General features: G+C 71.5%; 29 protein-coding genes and 1 pseudogene. 17 read left to right on the top strand and 13 right to left on the bottom strand.

Translation table 11 applies throughout. The features are described from left to right. Window positions 1-6 precede the first annotated feature (6 nt). Together OG738_RS24350 and OG738_RS24345 are read left to right on the top strand one after the other, a co-directional pair. A complete protein-coding gene (locus tag OG738_RS24350; protein WP_329044337.1) occupies window positions 7-1,005 on the top strand; it encodes a TIGR03842 family LLM class F420-dependent oxidoreductase in 999 nt (332 codons plus the stop codon). Window positions 1,006-1,077: 72 nt separating this feature from the next. Next, the gene (locus OG738_RS24345) at window positions 1,078-2,526 is read left to right on the top strand and encodes an alpha/beta hydrolase (RefSeq protein ID WP_329044336.1); all 1,449 of its coding nucleotides are present in this window, start codon (window positions 1,078-1,080) and stop codon (window positions 2,524-2,526) included. Here OG738_RS24345 and OG738_RS24340 read toward each other — a convergent pair. Further along, a complete protein-coding gene (locus OG738_RS24340) occupies window positions 2,457-3,581 on the bottom strand; it encodes a styrene monooxygenase/indole monooxygenase family protein (protein WP_329044335.1) in 1,125 nt (374 codons plus the stop codon). The genes OG738_RS24345 and OG738_RS24340 overlap by 70 nt on opposite strands. A gap of 83 nt (window positions 3,582-3,664) precedes the next feature. Further along, window positions 3,665-3,721 (bottom strand): annotated as a pseudogene (locus OG738_RS24335) (hypothetical protein); the annotation flags it as partial. A 92-nt stretch (window positions 3,722-3,813) separates the two neighbouring features. On the opposite strand from OG738_RS24335, the gene OG738_RS24330 reads away from it, so the two are divergent. After that, window positions 3,814-4,380: a GNAT family N-acetyltransferase gene (locus tag OG738_RS24330; protein ID WP_329044333.1), complete on the top strand. Its 567-nt coding sequence runs from the start codon at window positions 3,814-3,816 to the stop codon at window positions 4,378-4,380. 5 nt (window positions 4,381-4,385) lie between these two features. On the opposite strand, the gene OG738_RS24325 is transcribed toward OG738_RS24330, so the two are convergent. From OG738_RS24325 to OG738_RS24310, 4 genes are all read right to left on the bottom strand, one after another. Beyond that, window positions 4,386-5,615, bottom strand: a complete 1,230-nt coding sequence (locus OG738_RS24325) for a serine hydrolase domain-containing protein (RefSeq protein WP_329044332.1) — start codon at window positions 5,613-5,615, stop codon at window positions 4,386-4,388. A 9-nt stretch (window positions 5,616-5,624) separates the two neighbouring features. Beyond that, the gene (locus tag OG738_RS24320) at window positions 5,625-6,437 is read right to left on the bottom strand and encodes a siderophore-interacting protein (protein ID WP_329044331.1); all 813 of its coding nucleotides are present in this window, start codon (window positions 6,435-6,437) and stop codon (window positions 5,625-5,627) included. Between the two features lie 67 nt (window positions 6,438-6,504). After that, on the bottom strand, window positions 6,505-6,840 hold the full coding sequence (locus OG738_RS24315; RefSeq protein WP_329044329.1) for a hypothetical protein: 336 nt from the start codon (window positions 6,838-6,840) through the stop codon (window positions 6,505-6,507). Continuing rightward, window positions 6,837-7,253 carry an SgcJ/EcaC family oxidoreductase gene (locus OG738_RS24310; RefSeq protein ID WP_329044327.1) on the bottom strand — a complete coding sequence of 139 codons (417 nt, stop codon included), beginning with the start codon at window positions 7,251-7,253 and terminating at the stop codon, window positions 6,837-6,839. The genes OG738_RS24315 and OG738_RS24310 overlap by 4 nt, the downstream gene beginning before the upstream one ends. A gap of 81 nt (window positions 7,254-7,334) precedes the next feature. Between OG738_RS24310 and OG738_RS24305 the strand changes: the two genes are divergently transcribed. Continuing rightward, window positions 7,335-8,039: a TetR/AcrR family transcriptional regulator gene (locus OG738_RS24305; RefSeq protein WP_442875806.1), complete on the top strand. Its 705-nt coding sequence runs from the start codon at window positions 7,335-7,337 to the stop codon at window positions 8,037-8,039. Here the strand turns inward: OG738_RS24305 and OG738_RS24300 are convergent. The 3 genes from OG738_RS24300 to OG738_RS24290 form a co-directional block, all read right to left on the bottom strand. Then, the gene (locus tag OG738_RS24300) at window positions 8,036-8,956 is read right to left on the bottom strand and encodes an NADP-dependent oxidoreductase (RefSeq protein ID WP_329044325.1); all 921 of its coding nucleotides are present in this window, start codon (window positions 8,954-8,956) and stop codon (window positions 8,036-8,038) included. The genes OG738_RS24305 and OG738_RS24300 overlap by 4 nt on opposite strands. A 62-nt stretch (window positions 8,957-9,018) precedes the next feature. Beyond that, window positions 9,019-10,236 (bottom strand): radical SAM family heme chaperone HemW, encoded by a 1,218-nt coding sequence (hemW, locus tag OG738_RS24295; protein ID WP_329044323.1) that lies wholly within the window; start codon window positions 10,234-10,236, stop codon window positions 9,019-9,021. A 15-nt stretch (window positions 10,237-10,251) separates the two neighbouring features. Then, complete coding sequence (locus tag OG738_RS24290; protein WP_329044322.1) at window positions 10,252-10,494, bottom strand: VOC family protein; 243 nt, start codon at window positions 10,492-10,494, stop codon at window positions 10,252-10,254. A gap of 82 nt (window positions 10,495-10,576) precedes the next feature. Here OG738_RS24290 and OG738_RS24285 point away from each other — a divergent pair, with 82 nt between their 5' ends. From OG738_RS24285 to OG738_RS24245, 10 genes are all read left to right on the top strand, one after another. Beyond that, window positions 10,577-11,104 carry a TetR/AcrR family transcriptional regulator gene (locus OG738_RS24285; RefSeq protein ID WP_329044320.1) on the top strand — a complete coding sequence of 176 codons (528 nt, stop codon included), beginning with the start codon at window positions 10,577-10,579 and terminating at the stop codon, window positions 11,102-11,104. A 37-nt stretch (window positions 11,105-11,141) separates the two neighbouring features. After that, window positions 11,142-11,252 carry a putative leader peptide gene (locus OG738_RS44705; RefSeq protein ID WP_352252756.1) on the top strand — a complete coding sequence of 37 codons (111 nt, stop codon included), beginning with the start codon at window positions 11,142-11,144 and terminating at the stop codon, window positions 11,250-11,252. Window positions 11,253-11,358: 106 nt separating this feature from the next. Continuing rightward, window positions 11,359-13,047: a nitrite/sulfite reductase gene (locus OG738_RS24280; RefSeq protein WP_329044318.1), complete on the top strand. Its 1,689-nt coding sequence runs from the start codon at window positions 11,359-11,361 to the stop codon at window positions 13,045-13,047. Next, on the top strand, window positions 13,044-13,199 hold the full coding sequence (locus OG738_RS24275; protein WP_329044316.1) for an Insertion element protein: 156 nt from the start codon (window positions 13,044-13,046) through the stop codon (window positions 13,197-13,199). Before OG738_RS24280 ends, OG738_RS24275 begins: the two co-directional genes overlap by 4 nt. Further along, window positions 13,196-13,891: a phosphoadenylyl-sulfate reductase gene (locus OG738_RS24270; protein ID WP_329044315.1), complete on the top strand. Its 696-nt coding sequence runs from the start codon at window positions 13,196-13,198 to the stop codon at window positions 13,889-13,891. Before OG738_RS24275 ends, OG738_RS24270 begins: the two co-directional genes overlap by 4 nt. An 11-nt stretch (window positions 13,892-13,902) precedes the next feature. Continuing rightward, window positions 13,903-14,823: a sulfate adenylyltransferase subunit CysD gene (cysD, locus tag OG738_RS24265; protein ID WP_325154296.1), complete on the top strand. Its 921-nt coding sequence runs from the start codon at window positions 13,903-13,905 to the stop codon at window positions 14,821-14,823. After that, a complete protein-coding gene (locus OG738_RS24260) occupies window positions 14,823-16,085 on the top strand; it encodes a sulfate adenylyltransferase subunit 1 (protein ID WP_329044311.1) in 1,263 nt (420 codons plus the stop codon). Before cysD ends, OG738_RS24260 begins: the two co-directional genes overlap by 1 nt. Next, window positions 16,082-16,819, top strand: a complete 738-nt coding sequence (locus OG738_RS24255) for a sirohydrochlorin chelatase (RefSeq protein WP_329044310.1) — start codon at window positions 16,082-16,084, stop codon at window positions 16,817-16,819. The genes OG738_RS24260 and OG738_RS24255 overlap by 4 nt, the downstream gene beginning before the upstream one ends. 163 nt (window positions 16,820-16,982) lie before the next feature. Further along, entirely contained in the window at window positions 16,983-17,612 is a 630-nt protein-coding gene (locus tag OG738_RS24250) for a cyclase (protein ID WP_329044309.1), read from the top strand. 87 nt (window positions 17,613-17,699) lie between these two features. Then, window positions 17,700-18,473 carry an enoyl-CoA hydratase family protein gene (locus OG738_RS24245; RefSeq protein WP_329044307.1) on the top strand — a complete coding sequence of 258 codons (774 nt, stop codon included), beginning with the start codon at window positions 17,700-17,702 and terminating at the stop codon, window positions 18,471-18,473. A gap of 18 nt (window positions 18,474-18,491) precedes the next feature. Here OG738_RS24245 and OG738_RS24240 read toward each other — a convergent pair whose 3' ends face one another. The 3 genes from OG738_RS24240 to OG738_RS24230 are packed head-to-tail and all read right to left on the bottom strand — an operon-like array spanning window position 18,492 to window position 19,533. Next, window positions 18,492-18,860, bottom strand: a complete 369-nt coding sequence (locus OG738_RS24240; RefSeq protein ID WP_329044306.1) for a barstar family protein — start codon at window positions 18,858-18,860, stop codon at window positions 18,492-18,494. Next, window positions 18,857-19,318 (bottom strand): ribonuclease domain-containing protein, encoded by a 462-nt coding sequence (locus OG738_RS24235; protein WP_329044305.1) that lies wholly within the window; start codon window positions 19,316-19,318, stop codon window positions 18,857-18,859. The genes OG738_RS24240 and OG738_RS24235 overlap by 4 nt, the downstream gene beginning before the upstream one ends. An 11-nt stretch (window positions 19,319-19,329) precedes the next feature. Then, window positions 19,330-19,533: a hypothetical protein gene (locus OG738_RS24230; protein WP_329044304.1), complete on the bottom strand. Its 204-nt coding sequence runs from the start codon at window positions 19,531-19,533 to the stop codon at window positions 19,330-19,332. 59 nt (window positions 19,534-19,592) lie between these two features. On the opposite strand from OG738_RS24230, the gene OG738_RS24225 reads away from it, so the two are divergent. The 3 genes from OG738_RS24225 to OG738_RS24215 all read left to right on the top strand — a co-directional run bounded on the left by OG738_RS24225 (window position 19,593) and on the right by OG738_RS24215 (window position 23,299). Beyond that, the gene (locus tag OG738_RS24225; protein WP_329044302.1) at window positions 19,593-20,558 is read left to right on the top strand and encodes a quinone oxidoreductase family protein; all 966 of its coding nucleotides are present in this window, start codon (window positions 19,593-19,595) and stop codon (window positions 20,556-20,558) included. A 137-nt stretch (window positions 20,559-20,695) separates the two neighbouring features. Beyond that, entirely contained in the window at window positions 20,696-21,739 is a 1,044-nt protein-coding gene (locus tag OG738_RS24220) for an alpha/beta fold hydrolase (protein ID WP_329044301.1), read from the top strand. 93 nt (window positions 21,740-21,832) lie between these two features. Beyond that, window positions 21,833-23,299 carry an amino acid permease gene (locus OG738_RS24215; RefSeq protein ID WP_329044299.1) on the top strand — a complete coding sequence of 489 codons (1,467 nt, stop codon included), beginning with the start codon at window positions 21,833-21,835 and terminating at the stop codon, window positions 23,297-23,299. Here the strand turns inward: OG738_RS24215 and OG738_RS24210 are convergent. Then, window positions 23,296-24,345, bottom strand: coding sequence for a nitronate monooxygenase (locus tag OG738_RS24210; RefSeq protein WP_329044297.1), 1,050 nt, complete (start codon window positions 24,343-24,345; stop codon window positions 23,296-23,298). The genes OG738_RS24215 and OG738_RS24210 overlap by 4 nt on opposite strands. Window positions 24,346-24,394: the final 49 nt, after the last annotated feature.

Below are 24,394 nucleotides of genomic sequence, written 5' to 3'. Positions count from 1 at the left end.
GGGCCAATGGACTTCGGGATCGTGCTGCAGACCGACCCGCCCGCGCGGGACGTCGTGCGGCTGATGAAGGACGCCGAGGACGCCGGCTTCCGCTACGGCTGGACGTTCGACTCCTGCGTGCTGTGGCAGGAGCCGTTCGTCATCTACTCGGCGATCCTCGCGGCGACGTCGTCGCTGGTCGTCGGGCCGATGGTGACCAGCCCCGGTACCCGGGACTGGTCGGTGATGGCGTCGACGTTCGCCACGCTCAACGACATGTACGGCAACCGGACGGTCTGCGGCATCGGCCGCGGCGACTCGGCACACCGGGTCGTCGGGAAGCCACCGTCCACTTTGGCCACCGTCCGCGACTGCATGCGCGTGGTGAAGGACCTCGCCGAAGGCCGCGCGGTGACGATGAACGAGACGACCGTGCAGATCCCGTGGATCCGCAACGGGCGGCTCGAAATGTGGATGGCCGGGTACGGGCCGAAGGCGCTGAAGACGGTCGGCGAGCACGCCGACGGCTTCATCCTCCAGTGCGCGGACCCGGCGATCGCCCGCTGGACGATCGGCGCCGTGCGCGACGCCGCCCGCGCGGCCGGCCGCGACCCGGGCGGCATCACGATCTGCGTCGCGGCGCCGGCGTACGTCGGCGACGACCTGGCGCACCAGCGCGAACAGCTGCGCTGGTTCGGCGGGATGGTCGGCAACCACGTCGCGGACCTGGTGGCGCGCTACGGCTCCACGGGCGCGGTGCCGCGGGAGCTGACCGACTACATCCGCGAGCGGCAGGGCTACGACTACCGCCACCACGGCAAGGCGGGCAACCCGTCGACGGAGTTCGTCCCGGACGAGATCGTCGACCGGTTCTGCCTGCTGGGCCCGGCGTCGGCGCACGTGGAGCGGTTGCAGGAGCTGGCGGAGCTGGGCGTCGACCAGTTCTCGCTGTACCTGATGCACGACGACCGCGAGGCGACCCTGGCGTCCTACGGCTCGCAGATCATCCCGAAGCTGACCGCGTAGGGCCCGCCCTACCCCGGTTCCGGGGGTGCGCACCAGCGCGCGCCCGGTCCCGGCGGCGGGACGATCGGGCCCATGAATCCTCCGAAACTCCGTGCTGCGCTGGCTCTGGGGGCCGCCGCGAGCGTGGTCGCCTTGAGTGCGCCCGCGGCCGCGGCGAGCCCCGCCGGAATCGTCTGGGAAGACACCTGTCAGGCCGGTTACCAGTGCGGCCACCTCGACGTCCCCCTGTCCTACCAGGACCCGTCCGCCGGCACCGCGTCGATCGCCGTCGGCCGCCTGCCCGCCACCGACCAGGCCCACAAGCTGGGTACCATCTTCTACAACCCGGGCGGCCCGGGCGCGTCCGGGCGCTACGCACCCGCGTTGACGCCGTTCCTGCACGCGCACTTCGACATCGTCGGAATCGACCCGCGCGGTGTCGGCGCCAGCTCGAAGATCCACTGCTTCACCGACCCGTCGCAGCTGGAAGTGCTGCAGCGGGCGCTCGGCACGTTCCCGCTGACCCGCGACGCCGAGCAGCAGCAGATCACCGACACCCGCACCGTGACGGACCTCTGCGAGCAGAACGCGGGCCCGCTGGCGAACCACCTGTCGACCGGGACGATCGCCCGCGACCTCGACCGGCTGCGGGCCGCGTTCGGCGAGCCGAAGCTGCGGTTCTACGGCAAGTCGTACGGCACCTACCTCGGAGAGACGTACGCGAACCTGTTCCCCGGCCGCGTCGGCACGCTGGCACTGGACGCCGTCGACGACCCGGCGCGCTGGGCGACCGGCGCCGGCCCGATGAGCTACCGGTTGCAGGGCTACGAGGACGGCCCCCGCGCGATTCAGTCCTTTTTGGACGCTTGCGCGGCGCGCTGCGACTTCGGTTACGGCGCCGTCCTCGACCGCCTGGCGGCCGGTCCGGTCACGGTGACGGACACCGCGGGCAAGCAGGTCGTCGTCACCTACCAGAGCGCGATCGCGCAGATCCACGACTACCTGACCGACGCCCAGGCCGCGCCGCAGCTGGCCGCGTTCCTGACGGCGCTGGCCGATCCGGCTTCGCATCGCGTGCCCGCGGCCGCGGGCGGCCCGCCGGACGTCGACTCCCTGCTGGGCGGCGGCGCGACGCTGTGCTCGGACGCGGCGAACCCGCGTGATCCGGCCGTCTGGTGGGACTACGCCCGGCGCGCGGACCAGGTCGGCCGCGGATTCGGGCCGTACGACGTCTACAAGACGCTCCCGTGCGCGACGTGGGACGTCTCGGACACCGGCCGCTACACCGGACCGTGGAACCGCCCGACGGCGCCGATCCTGCTCCTCGCCAACCGCCAGGGCGACCTCGAGACGCCGTACGCCGGGGCTCAGCGTGCGGAGAAGCAGCCCGCCAATGCCCATCTCCTGACGCTGGACACCTACGGCCACGGCTCACGCGGCAAGAGCGCCTGCGTGGACGCGTGGCTGGACCGCTACTTCGTGACCGGTTCCGTCCCGGCGCGTGGCACGGTGTGCGCGCCGGACCGGGGTCCCTTCGACTGAAGGTACGCCATCGCCGCGTCGGGATCACCCAGCCAGCCTTCGTAGTCGGCCGGGTTCTCGAAGAGGTGCGCGAACCGGTGCGCCACTTCGGGAACGCGTTGCGCGGTGTCCAAAGTGGCCAGAACGTGGTCCGGTGGCGGGGCCAGGAGGTCGTTGGTGAAGCGCGTCGCGTGCCGGGCGTGGTGCCAGTAGCGGGCAAAGGCGTCGTGCATGAACTCCTCGTCGAACGGCCGGTCGCCGTGCTCGACGATGGCCTCCTGGTACGCCCGGGCCGCGCGGGCGGCCAGGTTGGCGCCCTGACCGCCGACCGGGTCGTTGGTCACCGCGCTGTCGCCCATCGCGAGGACCTTCGCCCCGGACGGCAGGGAGCCCACCGGGTGCCGCACGATCGGCGTGATCCGGCCGTGCAGCATTTCGGTGGGCGCCACCGGGCGCGCGTCGTCGAGGAGCTTCGCCTGCCACGGGTAGTGCGCGCGCAGCAGCTTCCGGGCGGTCTCGTAGTGCTGCTCGACGTCGGCGACGTCGTCCCAGACGTCCATCGGGCCGCCGGGGAAGCCGAAGAAGCCGATGCCGTGCACCGGGCCGTGCACGGACCGCACCGGGAGCAGGAAGAACTCGCCGACCGGCGCCATCCCGAAGGTCAGGCCGGGCACGGCGGCCAGTGTCCCGGCGACGTAGAGCACGCCGATCGCGCGTTGCGGCTCGCGGTAGGGCGAGCGCTCGTCGTCGCGCGGGAAGAGCGCGTCGAACTGCGGCCCGCGCCCGGCGGCGACGATGAGCAGGTCGAACTCGCGGACGCACTCGTCGAGGCCGTCCGGGGTGACCCGCCGGAGGCGGAGGTCGCCGCCGAGGCGCGCGAACTCGGTCATCCAGTCGGCGACCTTGACGCGCTGGTCGACCGACTGCGCCGGCCGGTCGAGCCCGGCGTGCCAGGAGATGGCGGGCTCGGCGCCTTCCCCGGCCGCGGCGAAGGCGACTTCGCGGATGGGCGGCGCCTCCCAGAAGTTGATGCCGAGCGCGCGTTCCCGTTCGAGAGCGGGGTGGAAAAAAGGCACTGGTTGGAGACGAGCCGTCCGTCGCGCACGTCGTCCGCGGAACGTTCGGCGAACACCGTGACGTCGTAACCCCGTTGCCGCAGTCCGATGGCCAGGACGAGTCCCGCTTGCCCCGCTCCGACGATCCCGATCCGCCGCATGGCCGCCCCTTCCCCCAGGAACCCTTTGCTGCCAACGTACTCGGTTTCCGGGAACTGCCCCCGCCCGATCGAGCGGCCGCTAGGGTGGGCCGGTGACGCAGCCGCCGCCGGGATTCGACCGCACGCTCCTCCTCCGCGACGGCCGCCGGGTGCGCGTCCGCCCCCTCACCCCGGAGGACGCCCCGGAGCTGGGTGCCGCGATCCGGAACGCGGACGCGGCGACGTTGCGCCGCCGTTTCTGCGGTTCGGCACCCAAGGTGACGCCCCGCTTGCTGGAGCACCTGACGGTGCTGGACTACGAGCGCCGGTTCGCCCTGGTGGCCCGCAGTCCCGACGGCCCGGGCGTGGCGGTCGCCCGCTACGAGGCGACGGGCAGGAGCGTGGCGGACATAGCGATAGCGGTGGCCCCGGCGTGGCGCCGGGTGGGGCTGGCATCGGCGTTGCTGAACATGCTGGGCTTGGCGGCACTGGAGCGCGGATTCGACCGGTTCACGGCGGTGTACTCGGCGGACAACCGCCCGGTGGCGGAGCTGCTGGACTACGCGCGGGGCAGCAGGGTGATTGCGGAAGGGATCGCGGAGGCGGAGGTCCGACTGCGCGACCATCCTGAAGCTCCGGTTTCGAGACCGGACTTTTCGTTTTTTCAGCGGAATTCGTAACCAGCTCAGTCGATGAGGGCCTGGTAAACCAGCTGCCTCAGCTGCGACCGCAGCCGATAGGTGCTCGACGGCAGCAGCTGCGTGTAGAACCCCACCGTCAGATCCTCGTCCGGATCCACCCAGAAAGCCGTCGAAGCCGCGCCGCCCCAAGCGAACTCTCCCGCCGATGACAGCGTGCGGGCCTTCACCGGGTCCTCCAACACCGAGAAGCCCAGCCCGAACCCGTGTCCGTCGAACGGCATCTCGGCGAACAACGGCCGACCGAACTCCTCCAGGTCCACGTGACCCGGGAGGTGGTTGCTCGCCATCAGCGACACCGTTCGCGGGGACAGCAGCCGGGCGCCGTCGAATGTGCCGCCGCCCAGCAGCATCTCCGTGAAACGCCAATAGTCGCCCGCCGACGACACCAGGCCGCCGCCGCCCGAAAGGCAGTCCGGGGTCGAGGTTCCCAAGCGGCCGAATGCCTCGTTGCGCACCGCGCGGCCCGAAGCGGGGTCCGGCACGTACAACGCCGCCAGGCGAGAAGGAGACGAAGCCACGAAGCCCGTGTCCGTCATGCCCAGCGGCGTGAAGATGCGCGACGAGAAGAACTCGTCCAGCGACTGACCGGAAACCACCTCGACGAGCCGCCCGAGGACGTCCGTCGCGATCGAGTAGTTCCACTCCGCGCCCGGCTGGAACACCAGCGGCAACTCCGCCCACCGCTCGGAGCAGGCAGCCAGGTCCAGTCCCGGTGGCGTCCCCCACTCGAAGCCCGCCGCGCGGTACATCGCGTCCACCGGGTGGCCGTGGTGGAAGCCGTACGTCAGGCCCGCCGTGTGGGTCAGCAGGTGCCAGACGCGGATCGGCGAGCGCGCCGGCTCGGTCAACGGCGCCAGCGCCGACCCCTTGACGTACACCCGCGGCGAGGCGAACTCCGGCAGCCACCGCGAGATCGGGTCGTCCAGCTCGAGCAAGCCCTCTTCGGCGAGCATCATCGCCGCGACCGACGTGACCGGCTTGGTCATCGAGAAGATCCGCCACAGCGTGTCGGTCTCCACCGGGGTGCCCGCTTCGACGTCGCTGTGGCCGCCGCGGCCGATGTGCACGATCCGGCCGTGCCTGCTCACCACCGCGAGCCAGCCCGGCAACCGGCCGTCCTCGACGTACCGGTCGAAGTGGGTGTCCATCCGGGAAAGCCGGTCCGCGTCGAACCCGGCTTCGGCCGGCTCGACGTCCACCTTGAGTTCTGCCATGCGGCGAGGTTACTTCTCGCGGGCCCGTTCGGCCGCTTTCTCCTCGCGCCAGGCTTCGTCGTTCTTGCCGGCGCGCCAGTACCCCGAGATCGACAGCAGCTCACGCCGCACCCTGCGCTCGTCGAGCAGGTAGCGCCGCAGCTCCCGCACGAACCCCGCTTCGCCGTGCACGAACGCCTGGACCACTCCGGCGCGCCACGGCAGCTCGCGCACCGCCGTGGCGACGTCGCCGCCGGACGAGCGGTGCAGCCACGTGATCTGCGCGTCGGCCTTGGTGACCAGCGGCTGCTCCTCGTCGGCGTTTTCGACCAGGATCACGGCCTGCGCCGGAACGCCCGCCGGGAGCGCTTCGAGCGACGCCGCGATGGCCGGCAACGCGCTTTCGTCCCCGGCCAGCAGGTGCCAGTCGGCCTCCGTGCCCGGTGCGTACGCGCCGCCGGGACCGGACAGCAGCAGTTCGTCCCCGGCCTGAGCCGCGGCGGCCCACGGACCGGCGATGCCCTCGTCGCCGTGGTGGACGAAGTCGAGGACCAGCTCGCCGGCCTGCGGGTCGAACGCCCGGACGGTGTAGGACCGCATCCGCGGCCAGTGCTCCCGCGGCAGCGTGGCCCGGCACTCCTGGACGTCGAACGGCTCCGGGTACTCGACGCCCGGCACCTTGAACAGCACCTTCACGTAGGCGTCGGTGAACGCGTTGGGCGTGAACTCGGCGATGCCCTCGCCGCCCGCGACGATCCGGATCATGTGCGGGGTCAGCCGCTCGGTGCGCAGCACGCGCAGTTTCACCGCGGGCCGTCCGGACCGCCGGGGTGCTTCGGCCATCGGCCAACTCCTCGCTCAGCTACTAAGGCTTACCTAAGCAACCGTACGCGCCGGAACCCCGCGCTGCCTACTCGGATGTGGCCAGTTCCTCGAGCATCCGGGCAAAAGCGGCAGACGTCCGCGCGCGGAACCCGAAGAAGAACCGGTTGGCCGGCGGGACACCCCAGCGTCCCCACGTGGCCACGTTGACGACGCGGTGCTCGACGCGCGCGCCGCCCGGATCGGCCGTGACGCGGTACTCCCCGCGGTACCACCAGCCACCCTGGACCGCGAGGAAGCCGCGTTCGGCGTCGACCTCCGTCCGCATCGGGTAGCCGCCCCCGGTCACGCGGCGCCGCACCGCCTCGAACACCTCCGCGGGCGGCCGGGCGACCACCCCTGACGCCTCCGCAAGCGTTTTCACCCGCGGGGATCCGAGACACGCGTGTTCTGGAACGCCGTGATCAGCCACTCGCCGTCCTCCTCGACGAGCACGAAGCTCACGGTCGACTCACGGCCCGCGTCGGTGGCGTCCGCGCCGGTGACCGAAGAGCCGCCCCCGGCGACGACCACGGCGACGTCCGGCCGGACGAACCGCACCTTCGCCGACGCGCCGAGCCGGCCGGTCAGCTTCGACCCCTTCAGCGGGCCTTCGAAGAGGGCGCGGTGCGAGCTTTCGATCGCCTCCCGGCCCGGGAAGTTCATCCCGAAGAACGTCACGTAGTCCGCGTCTTCGGTGAAGAGCCGGCCGTAGGCGGCGGCATCGGCGGAGTTCCACGCGTCGGTGAGCCGGCCGAGCACGGCGCGGACGTCGGTTTCGGCGGTGGTGGTGGCCATGAGATCCCCTTCACGAACATCGTTCGTTTGACGAACACCGTTCTACAGACGAACGACGTTCGCGTCAAGTACAGTGTTCGCGTGACCGTTCCCCCACCGCCGTGGCGCAGCGCCCCCCGCCGCCGGGCCACGAAACCCGCGCTCTCGCGGGAGCTCGTCGTGAAGACGGCGCTGGAGATCCTGGCGAAGGAGGGCCTCGACGCGGTCACCATGCGACGGGTCGCCCAGGAGCTGGAGACGGGACCCGCGTCGCTCTACGCGCACGTCGCCAACAAGGACGAGCTGGCGGAGCTGATGCTCGACGCCGTGCTCGCCGAAGCGCCGATCCCGGACCCGGACCCGGCGCGCTGGGACGAGCAGGTGAAAGACCTGGTCCGCGGCCAGATCCGGGTGATGGTCGCGCACCCCGGCATCGCGCGGGTGGCGTGGGACATCGCCGTGCCGGTCACGCCCAGCTCGCTGCGGCAGGGCGAGGCGATGCTCGCCCTGCTGCGCGCGGGCGGCCTGACGCTCAGGCAGGCGACGTTCGCCGGCGACGCCCTGGCGCTCTACGCCAAGGCGTACGCGTACGAAGCGAGCGGCTGGACCTGGGGCGACATCGACGAAGCCGAGACCGCGAAACGCGGCGAGCAGATGGTGGCGTACATGCGCTCACTGCCCGCCGACGCGTTCCCGAACATGCTGCACATCGGCGAGTTCTTCTCCGCCGAGACCGCGACCGAACGCCTCGAGTTCGCCCTCGACGTCTACCTCGCCGGCCTGAAGGTCGTGGCGGCGAAGAACTAGGGCCGCAGGACGATCTTGCCGCGCGTGTGCCGCTGCTCCAGCTCGCGATAAGCCTCGCGCACCTCGTCCAACGGGTAGACGCGGGCGATCGGCACGTCGAGAAGTCCCTTTCCCACCAGCAGGCTCAGCTCGCGCAGCACCTCGGCCGACGCGCCGGCCATGTTGCCCTCGGTCTTGACGTTGTACTTCGCGGCCGCCTCATAGTCGATGATCGTGTCGATCCGCCCGGGGTGGATGCCCAGGTGCAGCGCCAGTTCCACGTAGCCGGAGCCGAACGTGTCGACGAACGCGTGCACGCCGTCCGGCGCCGCTTCCTTGATCCGCTCGAGAACGCCTTCGCCGTAGGCCACCGGGATCACGCCCAGCTCGCGCAGCCAAGCGTGGTTCGCTTCCCCGGCGAGGCCGATCACCGTGGCACCAGCGAGCAGAGCCAGCTGGACGGCCAGCGACCCGACGCCGCCCGCCGCACCCGAGACGACGACCGTGTCGCCCTCGCGCGGGCGCACCGCGGCCGTCGCCGCGTAGGCGGTGGTGCCGGCGACGAACAGCGCGCCCGCGGCCTCCCACGACACCCCGTCGGGCCGCGGCGTGAGGTCCGAAGCCTCCGCCACGACGTAGTCCGCGTGACTCGACCGCGTGTGCACGAAGCCGATCACCTCGTCGCCGACGGCGATCTCCTCGACGCCGTCGCCGAGTTCCGCGACGACGCCGGCGAAGTCGCTGCCCTGCCCGGACGGGAACGTCGCCGGCCAGCGGTCGTGCAGGAACCCTTGCCGGATGGCGGCTTCGCCCGGGTTGATCCCGGCGGCGCGGACCTCGACGAGCACCTGCCCCCGTCCCGGTGCCGGCCGCGGGACGTCCTCGACCCGGAGGACGTCCACGTCGCCGTACTCGTCGAACCTGATCGCGCGCGCCATGGGGGCCTCCTCGAAGTCGTTGCTCGATACAAGCAACGACCGGCCCCGCGGATTTAATCCCGTCAGCCCGCGAGCCGCCGGACGACGCCGTCGGCCAGCAGCCGCCCGCGGTCGGTCAGGACCGCGCGGCCGCGGGTGTCCAAAGCGGACGGATCGAGCAGGCCTTCGGCCGCGGCCGCCCGGGCTTCGGCGAGGCCGGGTTCGTCGAGGACGTCCAGCGGAAGTCCGTCCGCGACGCGCAGTTCGAGCATGATCCGCTCGAGGTGCTGGTCGTCGTCGGTGAGCACCTCGCGGCCGCCCGCGGGCGAGTCGCCTGCCGCCAGCAGCGCGGTGTAGCGCGCGGGGTGCTTGACGTTCCACCAGCGCACGCCGCCGACGTGGCTGTGCGCGCCCGGTCCGGCGCCCCACCAGTCGTCGCCGCGCCAGTAGCCGAGGTTGTGGCGGCAGCGGGCGGCGTCGGAGGCCGCCCAGTTCGACACCTCGTACCAGCGCAGCCCGGCCGCCGACAGGGCCGCATCGATCATCTCGTAGTCCGCGGCCAGCACGTCGTCGTCCGGCGCGGGCAGTTCGCCGCGGCGCACCCGGCGGGCCAGCGCCGTGCCCTCCTCGACGATCAGCGCGTACGCCGAGACGTGGTCGACGCCCGCCGCGAGCACGGCGTCGAGCGTGGCGAGCAGGTCGTCGGGACGCTCACCGGGCGTGCCGTAGATCACATCCAGGTTCACGTGCTCGAACCCGGCCGCGCGCGCCTCGGCGGCGGCCTGGCCCGGCCGGCCCGGCGTGTGCACGCGGTCGAGGATCTTCAGCACGTGCGACGCGGCCGACTGCATGCCGAGCGAGACGCGTGTGTAGCCGGCTTCGCGGATGCCGGCGAAGAACTCCGGCGACGTCGACTCCGGGTTCGACTCCGTCGTCACCTCGGCGTCCGGGGCGAGCCCGAAGACGTCGCGGACGGCGTCGAGCACCGAGGCGAGGCCGTCGGCGCCGAGCAGCGACGGCGTGCCGCCGCCGACGAACACGGTGTCGGCGGCGGGCGGCACGACCAGGACCTTCGCGGCCAGCTCCAGCTCGCGCCGCAGCCCCTCGAGCCAGGACTGCGGCGACGAGCCGGAGTCGAGCTCGCCCGCGGTGTAGGTGTTGAAGTCGCAGTAGCCGCAGCGCGTCGCGCAGAACGGGACGTGCACGTAGACCCCGAACGCTCTGCTGCCGAGCCCCTTCAGCGCGCTGTCGGGCAACGCCGGATCGAGCGGGGTGGCGGGGTCGGAGCGCAGTACGGGCACGACTCCGATTGTCCTCTACGACGCCGGGAGGTTCGCCGCCGCCCAGTCCGGGTCGGGCGCGATCATCTCGATGACGTCGAGCAGCACGCCGTTCGGATCGGCGACGGAGAAGTGCCGCTGCCCGTAGACCTCGTCGACGACGGGCGTGACCAGGTCCACACCCGCCTCCGTGAGCCGCTTCGCCTCCGCGGCGGCGTCCTCGACGACGAGCCCGAAGGAGAGTCCCGACGTCGGCTGCGTCCGGTAACCGTCCGGCACCGACTCGTGGCCGCGCTGGACGAAGCTGATCTCGTAGCCGGGCGCACCGGCGCTGACGCTGGCGAACCAGTCCAGCTCGACGGTGACCAGCAGGCGCGGGACGGCGCCCGGGCTGACGTACCGGGCGGTGGACCCGGAGGCCGGTGTTCCGCCGGGGACGACGTCGAACTACTTTCGCGACCGCGACCAGCTGCTGGCCGAAGCGGGTGCACGCGTGCACGTCCGGTTGTCCGCGCCGGAGGAGGTCATGGCCGACCCGCGGGCGGAAGAGCCGTCGGCCGGCCGGGTCGCCGCGCTGCTCGGCGACGTGATGAAGCGGCTGACGACCCGCCGCAGCTCCTACCTCGCGCTGCTCGAACTGCGGCTCGAGGCGAACCGACGGCCCGGGCTGGCGGCGGCGCTGACCGCGACCGTGCGGGACAGCTTCGACCTCAGCGTCGGGTTCCACGAAGCCGCCGGGCTGCCCGGCGGCCGGGACGAGGTCCTGCTGCTCTATCTGGCCCTGACCGGTCTGACCGTCGAGCGGTTGACATTGCCCGAAGCCTTCGCCGGGTACTCGGACGCGCAGGTCGTGGGCCTGCTGGTCGATCGCATTCTCGCAGGCGAGTGACCCTGCTCCCACCATTCGGGCAGGCCTGGACCACATTGTGGACGCGTGGCACGCTGACGCCGTGACTCATGCCGGTGTTCTCCTCGTGGCCCGCCGCCACGTCGACCTGCTGCGGGTCGCCAGCGCCCTCTGCGTACCCGTTCGCTGACTCACCGATCGCCACCACCTGCCACGAATTTCGGACAGCCGGCGCCGGAGGAACCCGCGAGCCGATGGTCCTCCGCCGCCACGAAAGCCTCTCGGAGGACGCCGCCATGGCCACGCCCCAGACCCCCGCCCGCCCCGCGCGCGTCAAGCAGAAGCGCGGTGAAGGGCAGTGGGCGCTCGGTTACCGGGAGCCGCTGAACCCGAACGAGCGGTCGAAGAAGGACGACCACCCGCTCAACGTGCGGGCGCGGATCGAGAACATCTACGCCCACCGCGGGTTCGACTCGATCGACCCGGGCGACCTGCGCGGCCGGTTCCGCTGGTTCGGCCTCTACACCCAGCGCAAGCCGGGGATCGACGGCGGCCGCACCGCGACGCTGGAGCCCGAAGAGCTGGACGACCGCTACTTCATGCTGCGGGTCCGGATCGACGGCGGCGCCCTGACCACCGGGCAGCTCACCGTGCTCGGCGAGATCTCGCAGGCGTACGCGCGCGACACCGCCGACATCACCGACCGGCAGAACATCCAGTACCACTGGATCCAAGTCGAGGACGTCCCGACGATCTGGGCGAAGCTCGAAGACGCCGGCATGACGACGATGGAAGCGTGCGGCGACAGCCCGCGCGTCATCCTCGGCTCGCCGGTCGCGGGCATCGCGGCGGACGAAGTCATCGACGGCACGCCGGCGATCGACGAGATCAAGCGCCGCTACATCGGCAAGCCCGAGTTCGCCAACCTGCCGCGCAAGTTCAAGACCGCCGTCTCCGGCCAGCCCGACGTCGCGCACGAGATCCACGACGTTGCCTTCGTCGGCGTGAACCACCCCGAGCACGGCCCCGGCTTCGACGTCTGGGTCGGTGGCGGTCTGTCGACCAACCCGATGCTGGGCCAGCGCCTCGGTGCCTGGGTGCCGCGGGACGAGGTCCCGGACGTCTGGGAAGGCGTCATCTCGATCTTCCGCGACTACGGCTACCGCCGGCTGCGTTCGCGGGCCCGGATCAAGTTCCTGGTCAAGGACTGGGGCGCGGCGAAGTTCCGCCAGGTCCTGCAGGACGAGTACCTCAAGCGGGAGCTGATCGACGGCCCGCCGCCGGTCGACCCGGCCGTGCCGATCGACCACGTCGGCGTGCACCCGCAGGTCGACGGCAAGTTCTACCTCGGTGCGGCGCCGATCGCGGGCCGCGTCTCGGGCGGGACGCTGGTCGCCGTGGCCAAGGCCGCCGAACGGGCCGGGTCGGGCCGGGTCCGGCTCACCCCCCAGCAGAAGCTCGTCGTGCTCGACGTCCCCGAAGACCAGGTCCCGACGCTGCTGGCGGAGCTGGCCGAGCTGGGGCTGGAGACCAAGCCGTCGCCGTGGCGGCGCAGCGTGATGGCCTGCACCGGGCTGGAGTTCTGCAAGCTCGCCATCGTCGAGACGAAGGCCCGCGCGCAGCAGCTCGTCGCGGACCTGGAGAAGTCCCTCGCCGACATCCAGGGCGGCCTCGACACGCCGGTCACCGTGCACCTCAACGGCTGCCCCAACTCCTGCGCGCGGATCCAGACCGCCGACATCGGCCTCAAGGGCCAGATCGTCACCGACGCCGACGGCAACCAGGTCGAAGGCTTCCAGGTGCACCTCGGCGGCGGGCTCGGCCTCGACGCCGGGTTCGGCCGGAAGCTGCGCGGGCACAAGGTGACCTCGAGCGAGCTGACCGGCTACGTCGAGCGGGTCGTGCGGAACTACGTCACCGGACGCGAGCCCGGTGAGCGGTTCCCGCAGTGGGCGGCGCGCGCCGAGGAAAGCGCGCTGCAGTGACCTCCACCGAACGAGCGGTTCCCTACTACTGCCCCTATTGCGGGGACGAGGACCTGCGGCCGGAACAGAACGGCGGCTGGCTGTGTTCCGCCTGTCGCCGGGTTTTCTCGGTCAAATTCCTCGGACTGTCCCTCCCGGAGGTTTCCCGATGACCGCCACCGCCGACTACAAGACCCTCGCCGAGCGCGCGTCGAAAGAACTCGCCGACGCCACCGCCGACGAGGCGATCCGCTGGACCGTCGACACGTTCGGCGACGACTTCATCGTCGCGTCCAACATGCAGGACGCCGTCCTCATCGACCTCGCCACCAAGGTGAAGTCCGATGTGGACGTCCTCTTCCTGGAGACCGGCTACCACTTCCCGGAGACGATCGGCACGCGCGACGCCGTCCAGACCGTCTACCCGGACGTCAAGATCGTCAACGCGCAGGCCGAGCAGAGCGTCGCCGAGCAGGACGCCGAATACGGCGCGAAGCTGCACGACCGCGACCCGACGCTGTGCTGCAACCTGCGCAAGGTCGTGCCGCTGCGCAAGACCCTGGCGAACTACTCGGCGTGGGTCACCGGCGTGCGCCGGGTCGACGCGCCGACGCGGGCGAACACCCCGATCGTCACCTGGGACGACCGCAACGGCCTGGTGAAGGTCAACCCGATCGCGGCGTGGACCGACGACGAGTTCAAGGCCTACATCGCCGAGCACGGGATCCTGGAGAACCCGCTGGTCTCGATCGGCTACCTCTCGATCGGCTGCGCGCCCTGCACTGCTCGCGTGGAACCGGGTCAGGACCCGCGCAGCGGCCGGTGGGCGGGTCAGTCGAAGACCGAGTGCGGACTGCACGGCTGAGGAAGGGACGCATGACGACCTTGGAGCCCGCTACCGACGCGGCACAGGACAACCTGGCTGCCCTCGAATCCGAGGCCATCCACATCTTCCGCGAGGTGGCGGGCGAGTTCGACCGGCCGGTGATCCTCTTCTCCGGCGGCAAGGACTCGACGCTGCTGCTGCACCTGGCGATCAAGGCCTTCTGGCCGGCGCCGGTGCCGTTCCCGCTGCTGCACGTGGACACCGGCCACAACTTCGACGAGGTCATCGAGTTCCGCGACCGCGTCGTCGAACGGCACGGCCTGCGCCTGGTCGTCGCGAAGGTCCAGGACTGGATCGACGACGGCCGCCTGGAAGAGCGTGCGGACGGGATGCGCAACCCGCTGCAGACCACGCCGCTCTTGGACACCATCGCGGAGAACAAGTTCGACGCGGTGTTCGGCGGCGGCCGCCGCGACGAGGAGCGGGCCCGCGCGAAGGAGCGGATCTTCAGCCTCCGCAACGCCTTCGGCCAGTGGGAACCGCGCCGGCAGCGGCCCGAGCTGTGGAACCTCTACAACGGCCGGCACCGCCCGGGCGAGCAGGTCCGCGTCTTCCCGCTGTCCAACTGGACCGAGGCCGACGTCTGGAACTACATCGCCCGCGAGAAGGTCGAGCTGCCGTCGATCTACTACGCGCACCAGCGCGAGGTGTACCTGCGCGACGGGATGCTGCTGACCGAGGGCCCGTGGGGCGGCCCGCGGCCCGGCGAAGAGGTCCGTGAGCTGACGGTCCGCTACCGGACCGTCGGCGACGGCTCGTGCACCGGCGCGATCGAGTCCACCGCGACCACCGTCGAAGACGTCATCGCCGAGGTGTCGGCGTCGCGGCTCACCGAACGCGGCGCCACCCGCGCCGACGACCGGATGTCCGAGGCGGCCATGGAAGACCGCAAGCGTGAGGGGTACTTCTGATGAGTTCGCTGCTTCGCCTGGCCACGGCCGGGAGCGTGGACGACGGAAAGTCCACGTTGGTCGGCCGGCTGCTCTACGACACGAAATCGGTGCTCGCCGACCAGCTCGACGCCGTCACGCGCGCGTCCGTCGACAAGGGACTGTCCACACCGGACCTGTCGCTGCTCGTCGACGGCCTGCGCTCGGAGCGTGAGCAGGGCATCACGATCGACGTCGCCTACCGGTACTTCGCGACGCCTAAGCGGTCGTTCGTGCTGGCCGACACACCCGGGCACGTGCAGTACACGCGCAACACGGTGACCGGCGCGTCGACCGCGCAACTGGCCGTGCTGCTGGTCGACGCGCGCAAGGGCGTCATCGAGCAGACCCGGCGGCACGCGGCCGTGCTGGCCCTGCTGGGTGTGCCGCAGCTGGTGCTGGCGGTGAACAAGATCGACCTGGTCGACTACGACGAGGCGACGTTCACGGTGATCGCGAAGGAGTTCGCTTCGCACGCCGAAACGCTGGGCTACCCGCAAGGCTCGGTGCTCGCGATCCCGGTCTCGGCGCTGGAAGGCGACAACGTCGCGACGCGCTCCGAGCGGACGCCGTGGTACTCCGGCCCCAGCCTGCTGGAGCACCTGGAGGACGTGCCGGTCGCGCCCGACCCGCACGACTCGGCACTGCGGTTCCCGGTGCAGTACGTGATCCGCCCCCGTACGCCGGAGTACCCCGACTACCGCGGCTACGCGGGCCAGATCGCCGCGGGCACGGTCCGCCCGGGCGACGAGATCGTCGTGCTGCCGCAGGGCATCCGCAGCCGGATCGAGCGCATCGACACCGCCGACGGCCCCCTCGACGAGGCCGGCGCCGGGACGTCGGTGACGCTGCTGCTCACCGACGACATCGACATCTCCCGCGGCGACCTGATCGCCGCCGCGGACGCACCGCCGCGGGTCACCGACGAGATCACCGGCACGCTGTGCTGGCTGTCGTCGAAGCCGCTGAAAACCGGGGCGCGGGTCCTGGTCAAGCACGGCGCGCGCACGGTGCAGGCGCTGGTCGGCGAGCTGCACGCGCGGTTCGACGAGCAGCAGCTGTCCAGTGTGGACTCGCCGGCTTCCCTGGAGCTGAACGACATCGGGCTGGTCACGTTGCGGCTGGCCGAGGAGCTGGGTGTCGACGACTACGGCGTCAGCCCGCGCACCGGTGCGTTCCTGGTGATCGAGCCGAAGGACGGCGACACCCTCGCCGCGGGCCTGGTGGGTGAGCGCTTCTCGTGACGCCGCCCCTGGTCGCCGTCGCGCACGGCAGTCGTGACCCCCGCTCGGCCGAGACCGTGCGGGCACTCGTCGACGTCGTGCGCGCCCAGGCGCCGGGTCTTTCGGTGCACGAGTCCTTTTTGGACCTCTCGGAGCCGCGGATCACCGACGTGCTGCGGGAGCTGTACGCGGACGGCCACCGGACGGCGGTCGTGGTGCCGCTGCTGCTGGGCAGCGCGTTCCACGCCCGGGTCGACCTGCCGGCGCTGATCGACCAGGTCGTGTCGTCGTGCCCGGGCTTCACGGTGACGGTGTCGGACGTGCTGGGCGCCGACCCGGCGCTGGAGGCGGTGGCCTTGGACCGGCTGGCGTCCGCACCGCGCCGGCGTGGGACGGGCGTGCTGCTCAGCGCGGTCGGGTCGTCCAACGCTTCGGCGAACGCGGTCGTCGCCTCTCTGGCCGCGCGGTGGGAAGAGCGGCTGGGTGTTCCGGTGAGCGAGGCATTTGCGTCCGCCGCCCAGCCGGACATCCCGGCGGCGGCCGCCCGGTTGCGCGCCCGCGGCGTGCGGCACCTGGTCGTGGCGTCGTGGTTCCTCGCGCCGGGTCTGCTGCCGGACCGCATCGGGCGGCTGGCCCGCGAGGCCGATCCCCGCGCGTTCCTCGCGGCGCCGCTCGCCGACGATCCCCGCGTCGCCGACGTCGTCATCAGCCGCTACGCCACCGCGATGAGCGGATTGCTCCGCCAGTACGCGTAGGTCGCGGTGACACCGCCAAAAGGCGAGTCTTTTTCACATTTCTGGTGACGCTGCGCGCATGGGAACGGTAAATCCTTGACGCGCTAGTTAACTTGCCGGTAACTCTCTAAGCGCTGCGCGGCTTTCGTTCCTCCCCTCTAAAACCGCAGGTAGGTGGATACAAGTGAAAGCACTTCACCTTTCCCAGCTCGGCGTCCTGGTCGCGGTCGCGGCCCTGCCCCTCGCTCTCGCCGCCCCGGCCTCGGCGGCCACCACGGTCACCTTCGACTGCCGGGCCGACGCCCCGATCGTCGGGCCGCAGCAGGTGTCGCTGAACCAGGACACCGACGTCACGGCGCCCGCCACGGTCGCGCCCGGCGGCGCGTTCGACGTCGTCATCGACCCGGCGCCGAACACCGTCCCGAGTGACGTGAGCGGCAACAAGGTCAAGAACATCAACACGTTCGCGCTGAAGTTCCCGATCCCGGCGAACTCCACCTACGTCGGCGCCGACCTCACCGGCGGCTCCGGCCTCGGCGACACGGCACCGACCATCGCCGTGGCGGACGGCGTCGCGACCCTGAGCTTCCCCGGCCCGATCGCCGGCGGCGCCACCTTCGAGCTGCCCACCGTCACGGCGCACCTGACCGCCGGCCAGTCGGGCACGATCGAGACGAAGCTGTCCGGCACCAGCTACAGCGACCCCGGCCTGACGTTCAAGGCGGTGGCGAGCACGATCATCGGCGACATCACCGCGCCGACGGCCTGCTTCCCCAACCCCAGCCCGGTCTTCACCACGACGACCATCGGCTGACCGTCCGGGCCACCCCGGGGGTCGCCGGCCCGCGGGGTGGCCCGCGTAACACCGGTCACGTGTGGGGAGTGTGCAAGGGTGTCGGTCATGGCTGACGAACTGGTGCACTACGACGTGGTGGGCGGCACCGCCACGATCACCCTGGACTCCCCGCACAACCGCAACGCGCTTTCGGCGCAGCTGCGGCGCGAACTGTCGGACTCGCTCGCCAAGGCCGCCGCGGACGACGCCGTGCGCGTCGTCGTGCTGACTCACACGGGCCCGGTGTTCTGCGCGGGGATGGACCTCAAGGAGGCCCGCGGCGCCGGCGCGGGCGACCAGGGCGTGAACGAGTTCCCGAAGATCCTCGAGCAGCTGTGGACCAGCCCGAAGCCGGTGGTCGCGCGCGTGGCCGGCCCCGCGCGCGCCGGCGGCATCGGCATGGTGGCGGCGTGTGACATCGCCGTGGCGGTGTCGGAAGCGACGTTCGCGTTCTCGGAGGTCCGCATCGGCGTCGTCCCGGCGGTCATCTCCCTGACGGTCCTGCCCCGCCTCAACCCCCGCGCGGCGCACGAGCTGTTCCTCACCGGCGACACGTTCGACGCGCGCCGCGCGGTGGAGATCGGCCTGCTGAACTCGGCGGTGCCCGCGGCCGAACTGGACGCCGAGGTCGCGCGGTTCGTCAAGGCACTGGCGGCGGGTGGCCCGACGGCGCTGGCTGAGACGAAGGCGCTGCTGAGCCGTCCCCGCCCCGCGACGCCGTCGGAGGGTTTCGAGGAGATGCTCGGGCTGTCGGCGAAGTTCTTCGCGAGCGAAGAAGGCCAGGAGGGCATCCTGGCCTTCACCCAGAAGCGCAAGCCGAACTGGGTCCCCCAGGACTGACGTTCCCGGCGTGGCGGCTCAGGCGTCCGGCAGCACGACCGTGAGCCGCCACGAACCGGCGCTGCGGCCGCTCGGGCCGAGCGCGCGCTGCGCGTCGGAAAGCACGCTGCGGATCGCCAGGTACGTCTTGGGTTCGGCCGTGCGCAGTGCCTCCGAGCCCGGCCAGATCAGCACGTGCTCGCCCTGCGGCAGCCAGGAAAGGTCGGTCAGGCAGTCGTAGAGCGCGTCGAGGTTGTGGCCGAAGTAGTCCGGAAAGGACAGTGCGTCGGCGAACGCGCTCAGCGTGCTGGCCTTGTCCACGGTCGGGCGCGAGTTCACCAGGTGCGGGTACGCGCCCCTCGCGAAGGCCGCTTCCGCGGCGGCCTTCGCCTGCTCCGAGGCGCTCATCGAGCCGGGTCCACGACGACGAACGACGCGTAGTGGTCGCCGGTGTAGTACAGCTCGTGCGCCTGCCCCGTGATCAGCCGCCGCGCGCCGCGGTCGGCGCTGCCCGGCGTCTTCACGGTGTACTCGTGGTAGTAGCCGGACTTCTTGGCGGGCAACCGTTTCTCGCGGTTGTCGAACACGACGTCGTCGTTGCGCGGATACGGGTACGGGCCGCCCTTTTGGATGAGCTTCCACGTGTCCCCGGCCTGCGGCGGCAGCGTGGAAAGCGCCTTCACCGGCAACCCGGAGTCGGCGCCCGGCACGGCCGCGCCGCCCTTCGCGGGCGCGTTCGCCGACGAACTGGGCGCCGGGGCCGCGGCGGGAGAGCCGCCGCTGAGGACGTCCTTGACCAGCCAGCCCCCCAGCACCAGCACGAGGAGACCGATCAGCGCGGCGGTGATCCGCCTTCGGTTGAACATGGTGCGCCAGCCTAGGACGGGGTGTCGGAGCGGTCGTCGTCACGCCCCGGGGCGAGCCAGTGGGCGAAGAGCCCGACGAGCTTGTCGAGCACCCACGCGGCGGCCAGGCACAGCGGCACGACGACCACCATGACCAGCACGAACTGGACCGGGAACCACGCCTGGGCGAGCCACAGCTCGACCCCGTCCCACCAGTCGGCAAGCCCGTTGAACACGGTGTGAGCCTACGCGCGCTCTGCTGCCCCCGCGTGCCAGGGGCGGTACGTTGCAGGACATGTTCGCCGTGTACGCGCAGGAACCCAACGCCGAAAGCCCGCTGGACTCGCTCGTCGTGGGCGAGCGACCCGACCCCGACGTGCCCGACGGCTGGGTCCGTGTGCACGTCAAGGCGGCCAGCCTCAACATGCACGACCTCTGGACGCTCCGCGGCGTCGGGATCAAGCCCGACCAGTTCCCGATGATCCTCGGCTGCGACGGCGCGGGAACCCTCGACGACGGCTCCGAGGTCGTCGTCCACTCGGTGATCAACGCACCGGGCTGGCAGGGTGACGACACCCTCGACCCGAAGCGGACGCTGCTCACCGAGAAGCACCAGGGCACCTTCGCCGACCAGGTCGTCGTGCCGGCCCGCAACGTCGTCCCGAAGCCCGCCGCGCTCAGCTTCGCCGAGGCCGCCACCATGGGCACGGCCTGGCTGACCGCCTACCGGATGCTCTTCGTGAAGTCGGGTCTGCGGCCGGGCCAGACGATGCTCGTGCAGGGCGCCTCCGGCGGCGTCTCGACGGCGCTGGTGCAACTCGGCCGCGCGGCCGGGTTCCGGGTCTGGGTCACCGGCCGCACCGAGGAGAAGCGCGCGCTCGCCGCGAGCCTCGGCGCGCACCAGACGTTCGAGTCGGGCGCGCGGCTGCCCGAGCGCGTCGACGCCGTGTTCGAGACGGTCGGCAAGGCGACCTGGTCACACTCGGTGAAGTCGCTCAAGCCGGGCGGGATCATCGTCGTCTCCGGCTCGACCAGCGGCCCGGACGCGAACGCGGAGCTGCAGCGGGTCTTCTTCCTCCAGCTGCGCGTCGCCGGCTCGACGATGGGCACCCGCGACGAGCTGGCGGACCTGCTCGCCTACCTGGACCTGACCGGGGTACGGCCCCAGATCGGTGCCGAGCTGCCCTTCGCCGAGGCCCCTAAGGGGTTCCAGGCGATGCTCGACGGCGACACGGCCGGCAAGATCGTCTTCACCCGCTAGACCCCCGCTGAGCTGGGCGGATCGCCTTGTTCCGCCCGGCTCGGCATCTGGTGAATCTCCAACGTACTCAACTCGAGATCTGGTCGTTAGCACCTGAATTCGACCAAAACCCAATGGTCGCAAGCTATTCTGAAGTCATGACCGCGACGAAGCGGCCTGCCTCGGCTGGACCGGGCGGCCGGTCCAGCAGCGACCCGGACCCGATCCGGGTCTCCTTCCGGCGCTACGCCGGTGTCCGCACCCGCGTCCTGGAGGTCGGGGAGGTCGTCGCGGACCCGGACCTCCCCCGTCGCTCCCTGCGCAGGCGCGCGGCCACGCCCCAGGTCCGGCCGTCCGCGCCGCGCCTGGTGCTGCTGCACGGCTACTGCGACAGCGCCGACACGTGGCGTCCCGCTCTCGAGCAGCTCGCGGCCGCCGGGATCCCGGCGGCCGCGGTCGATCTGCCCGGGTTCGGGGACGCGCAGCCGCTGCGGCCCGGCCCGATGCTGCCGCAGCTCGACGCGTTCACCACCGCCGTCGTCCGCGAACAGGCCGTGCTCGGCTCGGTCGTGCTGGCCGGCAACTCCCTCGGCGGCACGATGAGCCTGCGCGCGGCGCAAAACAGCCGCCTGCCGATCTCGGGCGTCGTCTCGATCGCCGCGCCCGGGTTCGTCGACTCGTGGCTGATCCGGACCATGGCGCGCTACCCGCTGCCGCTGCGGCTGTACTCGGCGCTGCCCGTGCCGGTGCCGGGGTTCCTGGTGCGCAAGGTCGCCGAGCAGGTCGTCCCGCGGCTGCTCTACGCCGACTCGGGCGCGGCCGACGCGACGCAGGTGCAGCGCTTCACCGCGCTGTTCCCCGACTACCGCGCGACCAAGACCCGCCTCGAGCAGGCCCGGCAGCTCGTCGCGGAGCTCGCCGACGCCTACCGGCTCGAGTCGGTGAAGGTGCCGCTGCTGGTCGTCGCGTGCGGCAAGGACAAGCTCGTGACCGCGGCGTCCGGGCGGCAGCTGCACACGCTGGTGCCGCACAGCCGGCTGCTCGTCCGCGAGGACTGGGGGCACTGCCCGCAGCTGGACGACCCGGTGGAGATCGCGGAGCTGCTCACCTACTTCGCGGCGAGCGCGGTCCGGACCACCCAGGCCAAGCGGGCCGTCGCGACGGCGTCGGAGGCCGTGGGCGAGGACACCGCGGCGGGCTGACGCGCTCAGGCTGTACCCGCGCGGAGTTGGCGGTAGGTTCCCCGGTTGGGCCCGTGATCCGGGCCCGTCCACCGCGACGTTCGGGAGACGAAGATGTCCGCTCCAAGCCTGGGCCCCAGCTCCGGCATCTTCCGGCGCAAGCCGATCGACCAGATCCAGGACACCTCGGAAAGCGGTGGCCTGAACCGCACCTTGGGCCTGTGGCAGCTGACTGCCATCGGCATCGGCGGCATCATCGGCGCCGGGATCTTCGCCCTCGCCGGCAGCGTCGCGCACGGCGACGCCTCGGCGGGCATCCCCGGCGTCGGCCCGGCCGTGCTGATCTCGTTCCTCATCGCGGGTGTCGCGAGCGCCGCGGCCGCGTTCTCCTACGCCGAGTTCGCGGGCCTGATCCCGAAGGCCGGTTCGGCCTACACCTACGGGTACGCCGTGCTCGGCGAGGTCGTCGGCTGGTTCATCGGCTGGGACCTGCTGCTGGAGTACACCGCGATCGTGTCGGTGGTGGCGATCGGCATCTCCGGCTACTTCAGCTTCCTGCTCGGCCAGCTCGGCCTGGACCTGCCGGCGTGGATGCTCGGCGCGCCCGGCACCGGGCCGGGCCACAAGGTCGACCTGTTCGCGGCGCTGCTGTGCCTGCTGATCGCGTACCTGCTCAACCGCGGCATCCGCAGCGCCGCCCGGTTCGAGACGGCGATGGTCGGGATCAAGGTCCTGATCGTGCTGGTGGTCATCCTGGTCGGCTTCTTCTACGTCAAGACCGGCAACTACACGCCGTTCGCGCCCGCGGGCTTCGGCGGCGCGGTGACCGGCGCGGCCACGGTGTTCTTCGCCGTCTTCGGCTACGACGCGATGTCGACGGCCGCCGAGGAGTCCAAGGACGCGCAGCGGCACATGCCGAAGGCGATCCTGTACTCGCTGGCCATCTCGATGGTGCTGTACGTGCTGGCCTGCCTGGTGCTGACCGGCATGCAGAAGTACACCGAGATCGACCCGAAGAGCGGCTTCTCGACGGCGTTCAAGTCGGTCGGGCTCTCCGGGCTGGCCACGGTGATCGCGATCGGCGCCATCATCGGCATCCTCACTGTGCTGTTCACGTTCCTGATGGGCGCCACCCGCGTCGGCTACTCGATGAGCCGCGACGGGCTGCTCCCGCCGTGGTTCGGCAAGACCAACCCCAAGCGCCAGGTGCCGAGCCGGATGACGTGGATCCTCGGCGGCGCGTCCGCGATCATCGCCGGGGTGCTGCCGATCGGCGAGGCGGCCGAGCTGACGAACATCGGCATCCTGCTCGCGTTCGTCGTCGTCTGCGTCGCGGTGATCGTGCTGCGCTACAAGCAGCCGAACCTGAACCGGACGTTCAAGACGCCGGGCATGCCGGTGGTGCCGGCGATCGGCGTCGTGTTCTCGATCTGGCTGATCACGTTCCTGCAGCCGGTGACGTGGCTGCGGTTCGCCGTCTGGTTCGTCATCGGCATGGTCATCTACTTCCTATACAGCCGGCGGCACTCCGCGCTGAACCGCGCGCCCGGCTCCGGCGTCGAGGTGGAGAAGACGGACTAGCGGATGCGGTCGAGGCGCGCGGCCGCGTCGCGCGCCTCGACCTTCAGCCGCTCGAGGATGACGGCGGCCGACGCGTCGTAGGCGAGCGGGTAGGTCTGCCCCGCCCACAGCGAGATCGCTTCGGGGTCCCCGGCCTTCGCCGCCGCCTTGCGCACCGGCCCGGCGAGGCTGTTCAGCTGCGGGTAGGCCGCGGGCGCGCCCTCGGACAGCGCGTCCATGAACTTGTTGACCAGCCCGCGGGCCGGACGGCCGCTGAAGGCGCGCGTGAACGCCGTCTCACGCTCGGCGAGCGCGAGGGCCTTGCGGTGCGCCTCCGACGTCCCGGCTTCGTCGGCGCGCAGGAAGACCGTGCCCAGCTGGGCGGCGACGGCTCCCGCGGCGAGCACGGCGGCGACGTCCGCGCCGTGCACCAGTCCCCCGGCGGCGACCAGCGGCAGGTCGACGCGCGCGGCGACCAGCCGCAGCAGCGCGAGCACGCCGTATTCGGCGCCGCCGCCGGGCCGGTGCGCGTCGTCGGTGAACAGGGATCGGTGCCCGCCCGCCTCGAAGCCCTGGACGACGAGTGCGTCGGCGCCGAGGTCCGCGGCCCGCTGCGCGGCCTCCGGCGTGGTCACGGTGACGACGACCGTGCTCCCGGCCTCGTGGAGCCGGACGACGTCCGACGGCGAGGGCGGCCCGAAGGTGAACGACACCACCGGAACCCGCTTCTCGAGCACGACGTCCAGCTTCGCGGGATAGGCGTCGTCGTCCCACTTCGGTTCGCCCAGCTCGACGTCGTACTCGCGGGCGAAGGCCTGCAGGCGCTCGCGGTGCGCGGAGAGGTCGGCGCCGGTGTCGGGCTGCGGGACGAAGAGGTTGACGCCGAACTCACGGCCGGTCAGCTCCCGGGTGCGGTCGATCTGCGCGGTCAGCGCCGCCGGGGTGAGCATGCCGGCCGAGAGGAAGCCGAAGCCACCGGCCTCGGTGACCGCGGCGACCAGCTCGGGCGTGGTCGGCCCACCCGCCATCGGCGCGGCGATGACCGGGAACGTCAGCTCGTCGAACATGCCACCGAGCGTAGTCCCGGCTTCGCCGTCAGGACTACCCGAACTGGTC

The organism is Amycolatopsis sp. NBC_01488 (assembly GCF_036227105.1).
In the GTDB taxonomy this organism is placed as follows: domain Bacteria; phylum Actinomycetota; class Actinomycetes; order Mycobacteriales; family Pseudonocardiaceae; genus Amycolatopsis.
Note: the sequence above shows the minus strand (reverse complement) of the source record. Positions and strands in the feature narration are given on the sequence as shown.

Coding starts and splice junctions, on each gene's coding strand:
- OG738_RS24350 (WP_329044337.1), top strand. CDS start 7: ATGGACTTCGGGATCGTGCTGCAGACCGACCCGCCCGCGCGGGACGTC.
- OG738_RS24345 (WP_329044336.1), top strand. CDS start 1,078: ATGAATCCTCCGAAACTCCGTGCTGCGCTGGCTCTGGGGGCCGCCGCG.
- OG738_RS24325 (WP_329044332.1), bottom strand. CDS start 5,615: ATGGCAGAACTCAAGGTGGACGTCGAGCCGGCCGAAGCCGGGTTCGAC.
- OG738_RS24320 (WP_329044331.1), bottom strand. CDS start 6,437: ATGGCCGAAGCACCCCGGCGGTCCGGACGGCCCGCGGTGAAACTGCGC.
- OG738_RS24310 (WP_329044327.1), bottom strand. CDS start 7,253: ATGGCCACCACCACCGCCGAAACCGACGTCCGCGCCGTGCTCGGCCGG.
- OG738_RS24300 (WP_329044325.1), bottom strand. CDS start 8,956: ATGGCGCGCGCGATCAGGTTCGACGAGTACGGCGACGTGGACGTCCTC.
- OG738_RS24280 (WP_329044318.1), top strand. CDS start 11,359: ATGGCCACGCCCCAGACCCCCGCCCGCCCCGCGCGCGTCAAGCAGAAG.
- OG738_RS24270 (WP_329044315.1), top strand. CDS start 13,196: ATGACCGCCACCGCCGACTACAAGACCCTCGCCGAGCGCGCGTCGAAA.
- cysD (WP_325154296.1), top strand. CDS start 13,903: ATGACGACCTTGGAGCCCGCTACCGACGCGGCACAGGACAACCTGGCT.
- OG738_RS24260 (WP_329044311.1), top strand. CDS start 14,823: ATGAGTTCGCTGCTTCGCCTGGCCACGGCCGGGAGCGTGGACGACGGA.
- OG738_RS24245 (WP_329044307.1), top strand. CDS start 17,700: ATGGCTGACGAACTGGTGCACTACGACGTGGTGGGCGGCACCGCCACG.
- OG738_RS24240 (WP_329044306.1), bottom strand. CDS start 18,860: ATGAGCGCCTCGGAGCAGGCGAAGGCCGCCGCGGAAGCGGCCTTCGCG.
- OG738_RS24235 (WP_329044305.1), bottom strand. CDS start 19,318: ATGTTCAACCGAAGGCGGATCACCGCCGCGCTGATCGGTCTCCTCGTG.
- OG738_RS24225 (WP_329044302.1), top strand. CDS start 19,593: ATGTTCGCCGTGTACGCGCAGGAACCCAACGCCGAAAGCCCGCTGGAC.
- OG738_RS24220 (WP_329044301.1), top strand. CDS start 20,696: ATGACCGCGACGAAGCGGCCTGCCTCGGCTGGACCGGGCGGCCGGTCC.
- OG738_RS24215 (WP_329044299.1), top strand. CDS start 21,833: ATGTCCGCTCCAAGCCTGGGCCCCAGCTCCGGCATCTTCCGGCGCAAG.
- OG738_RS24210 (WP_329044297.1), bottom strand. CDS start 24,345: ATGTTCGACGAGCTGACGTTCCCGGTCATCGCCGCGCCGATGGCGGGT.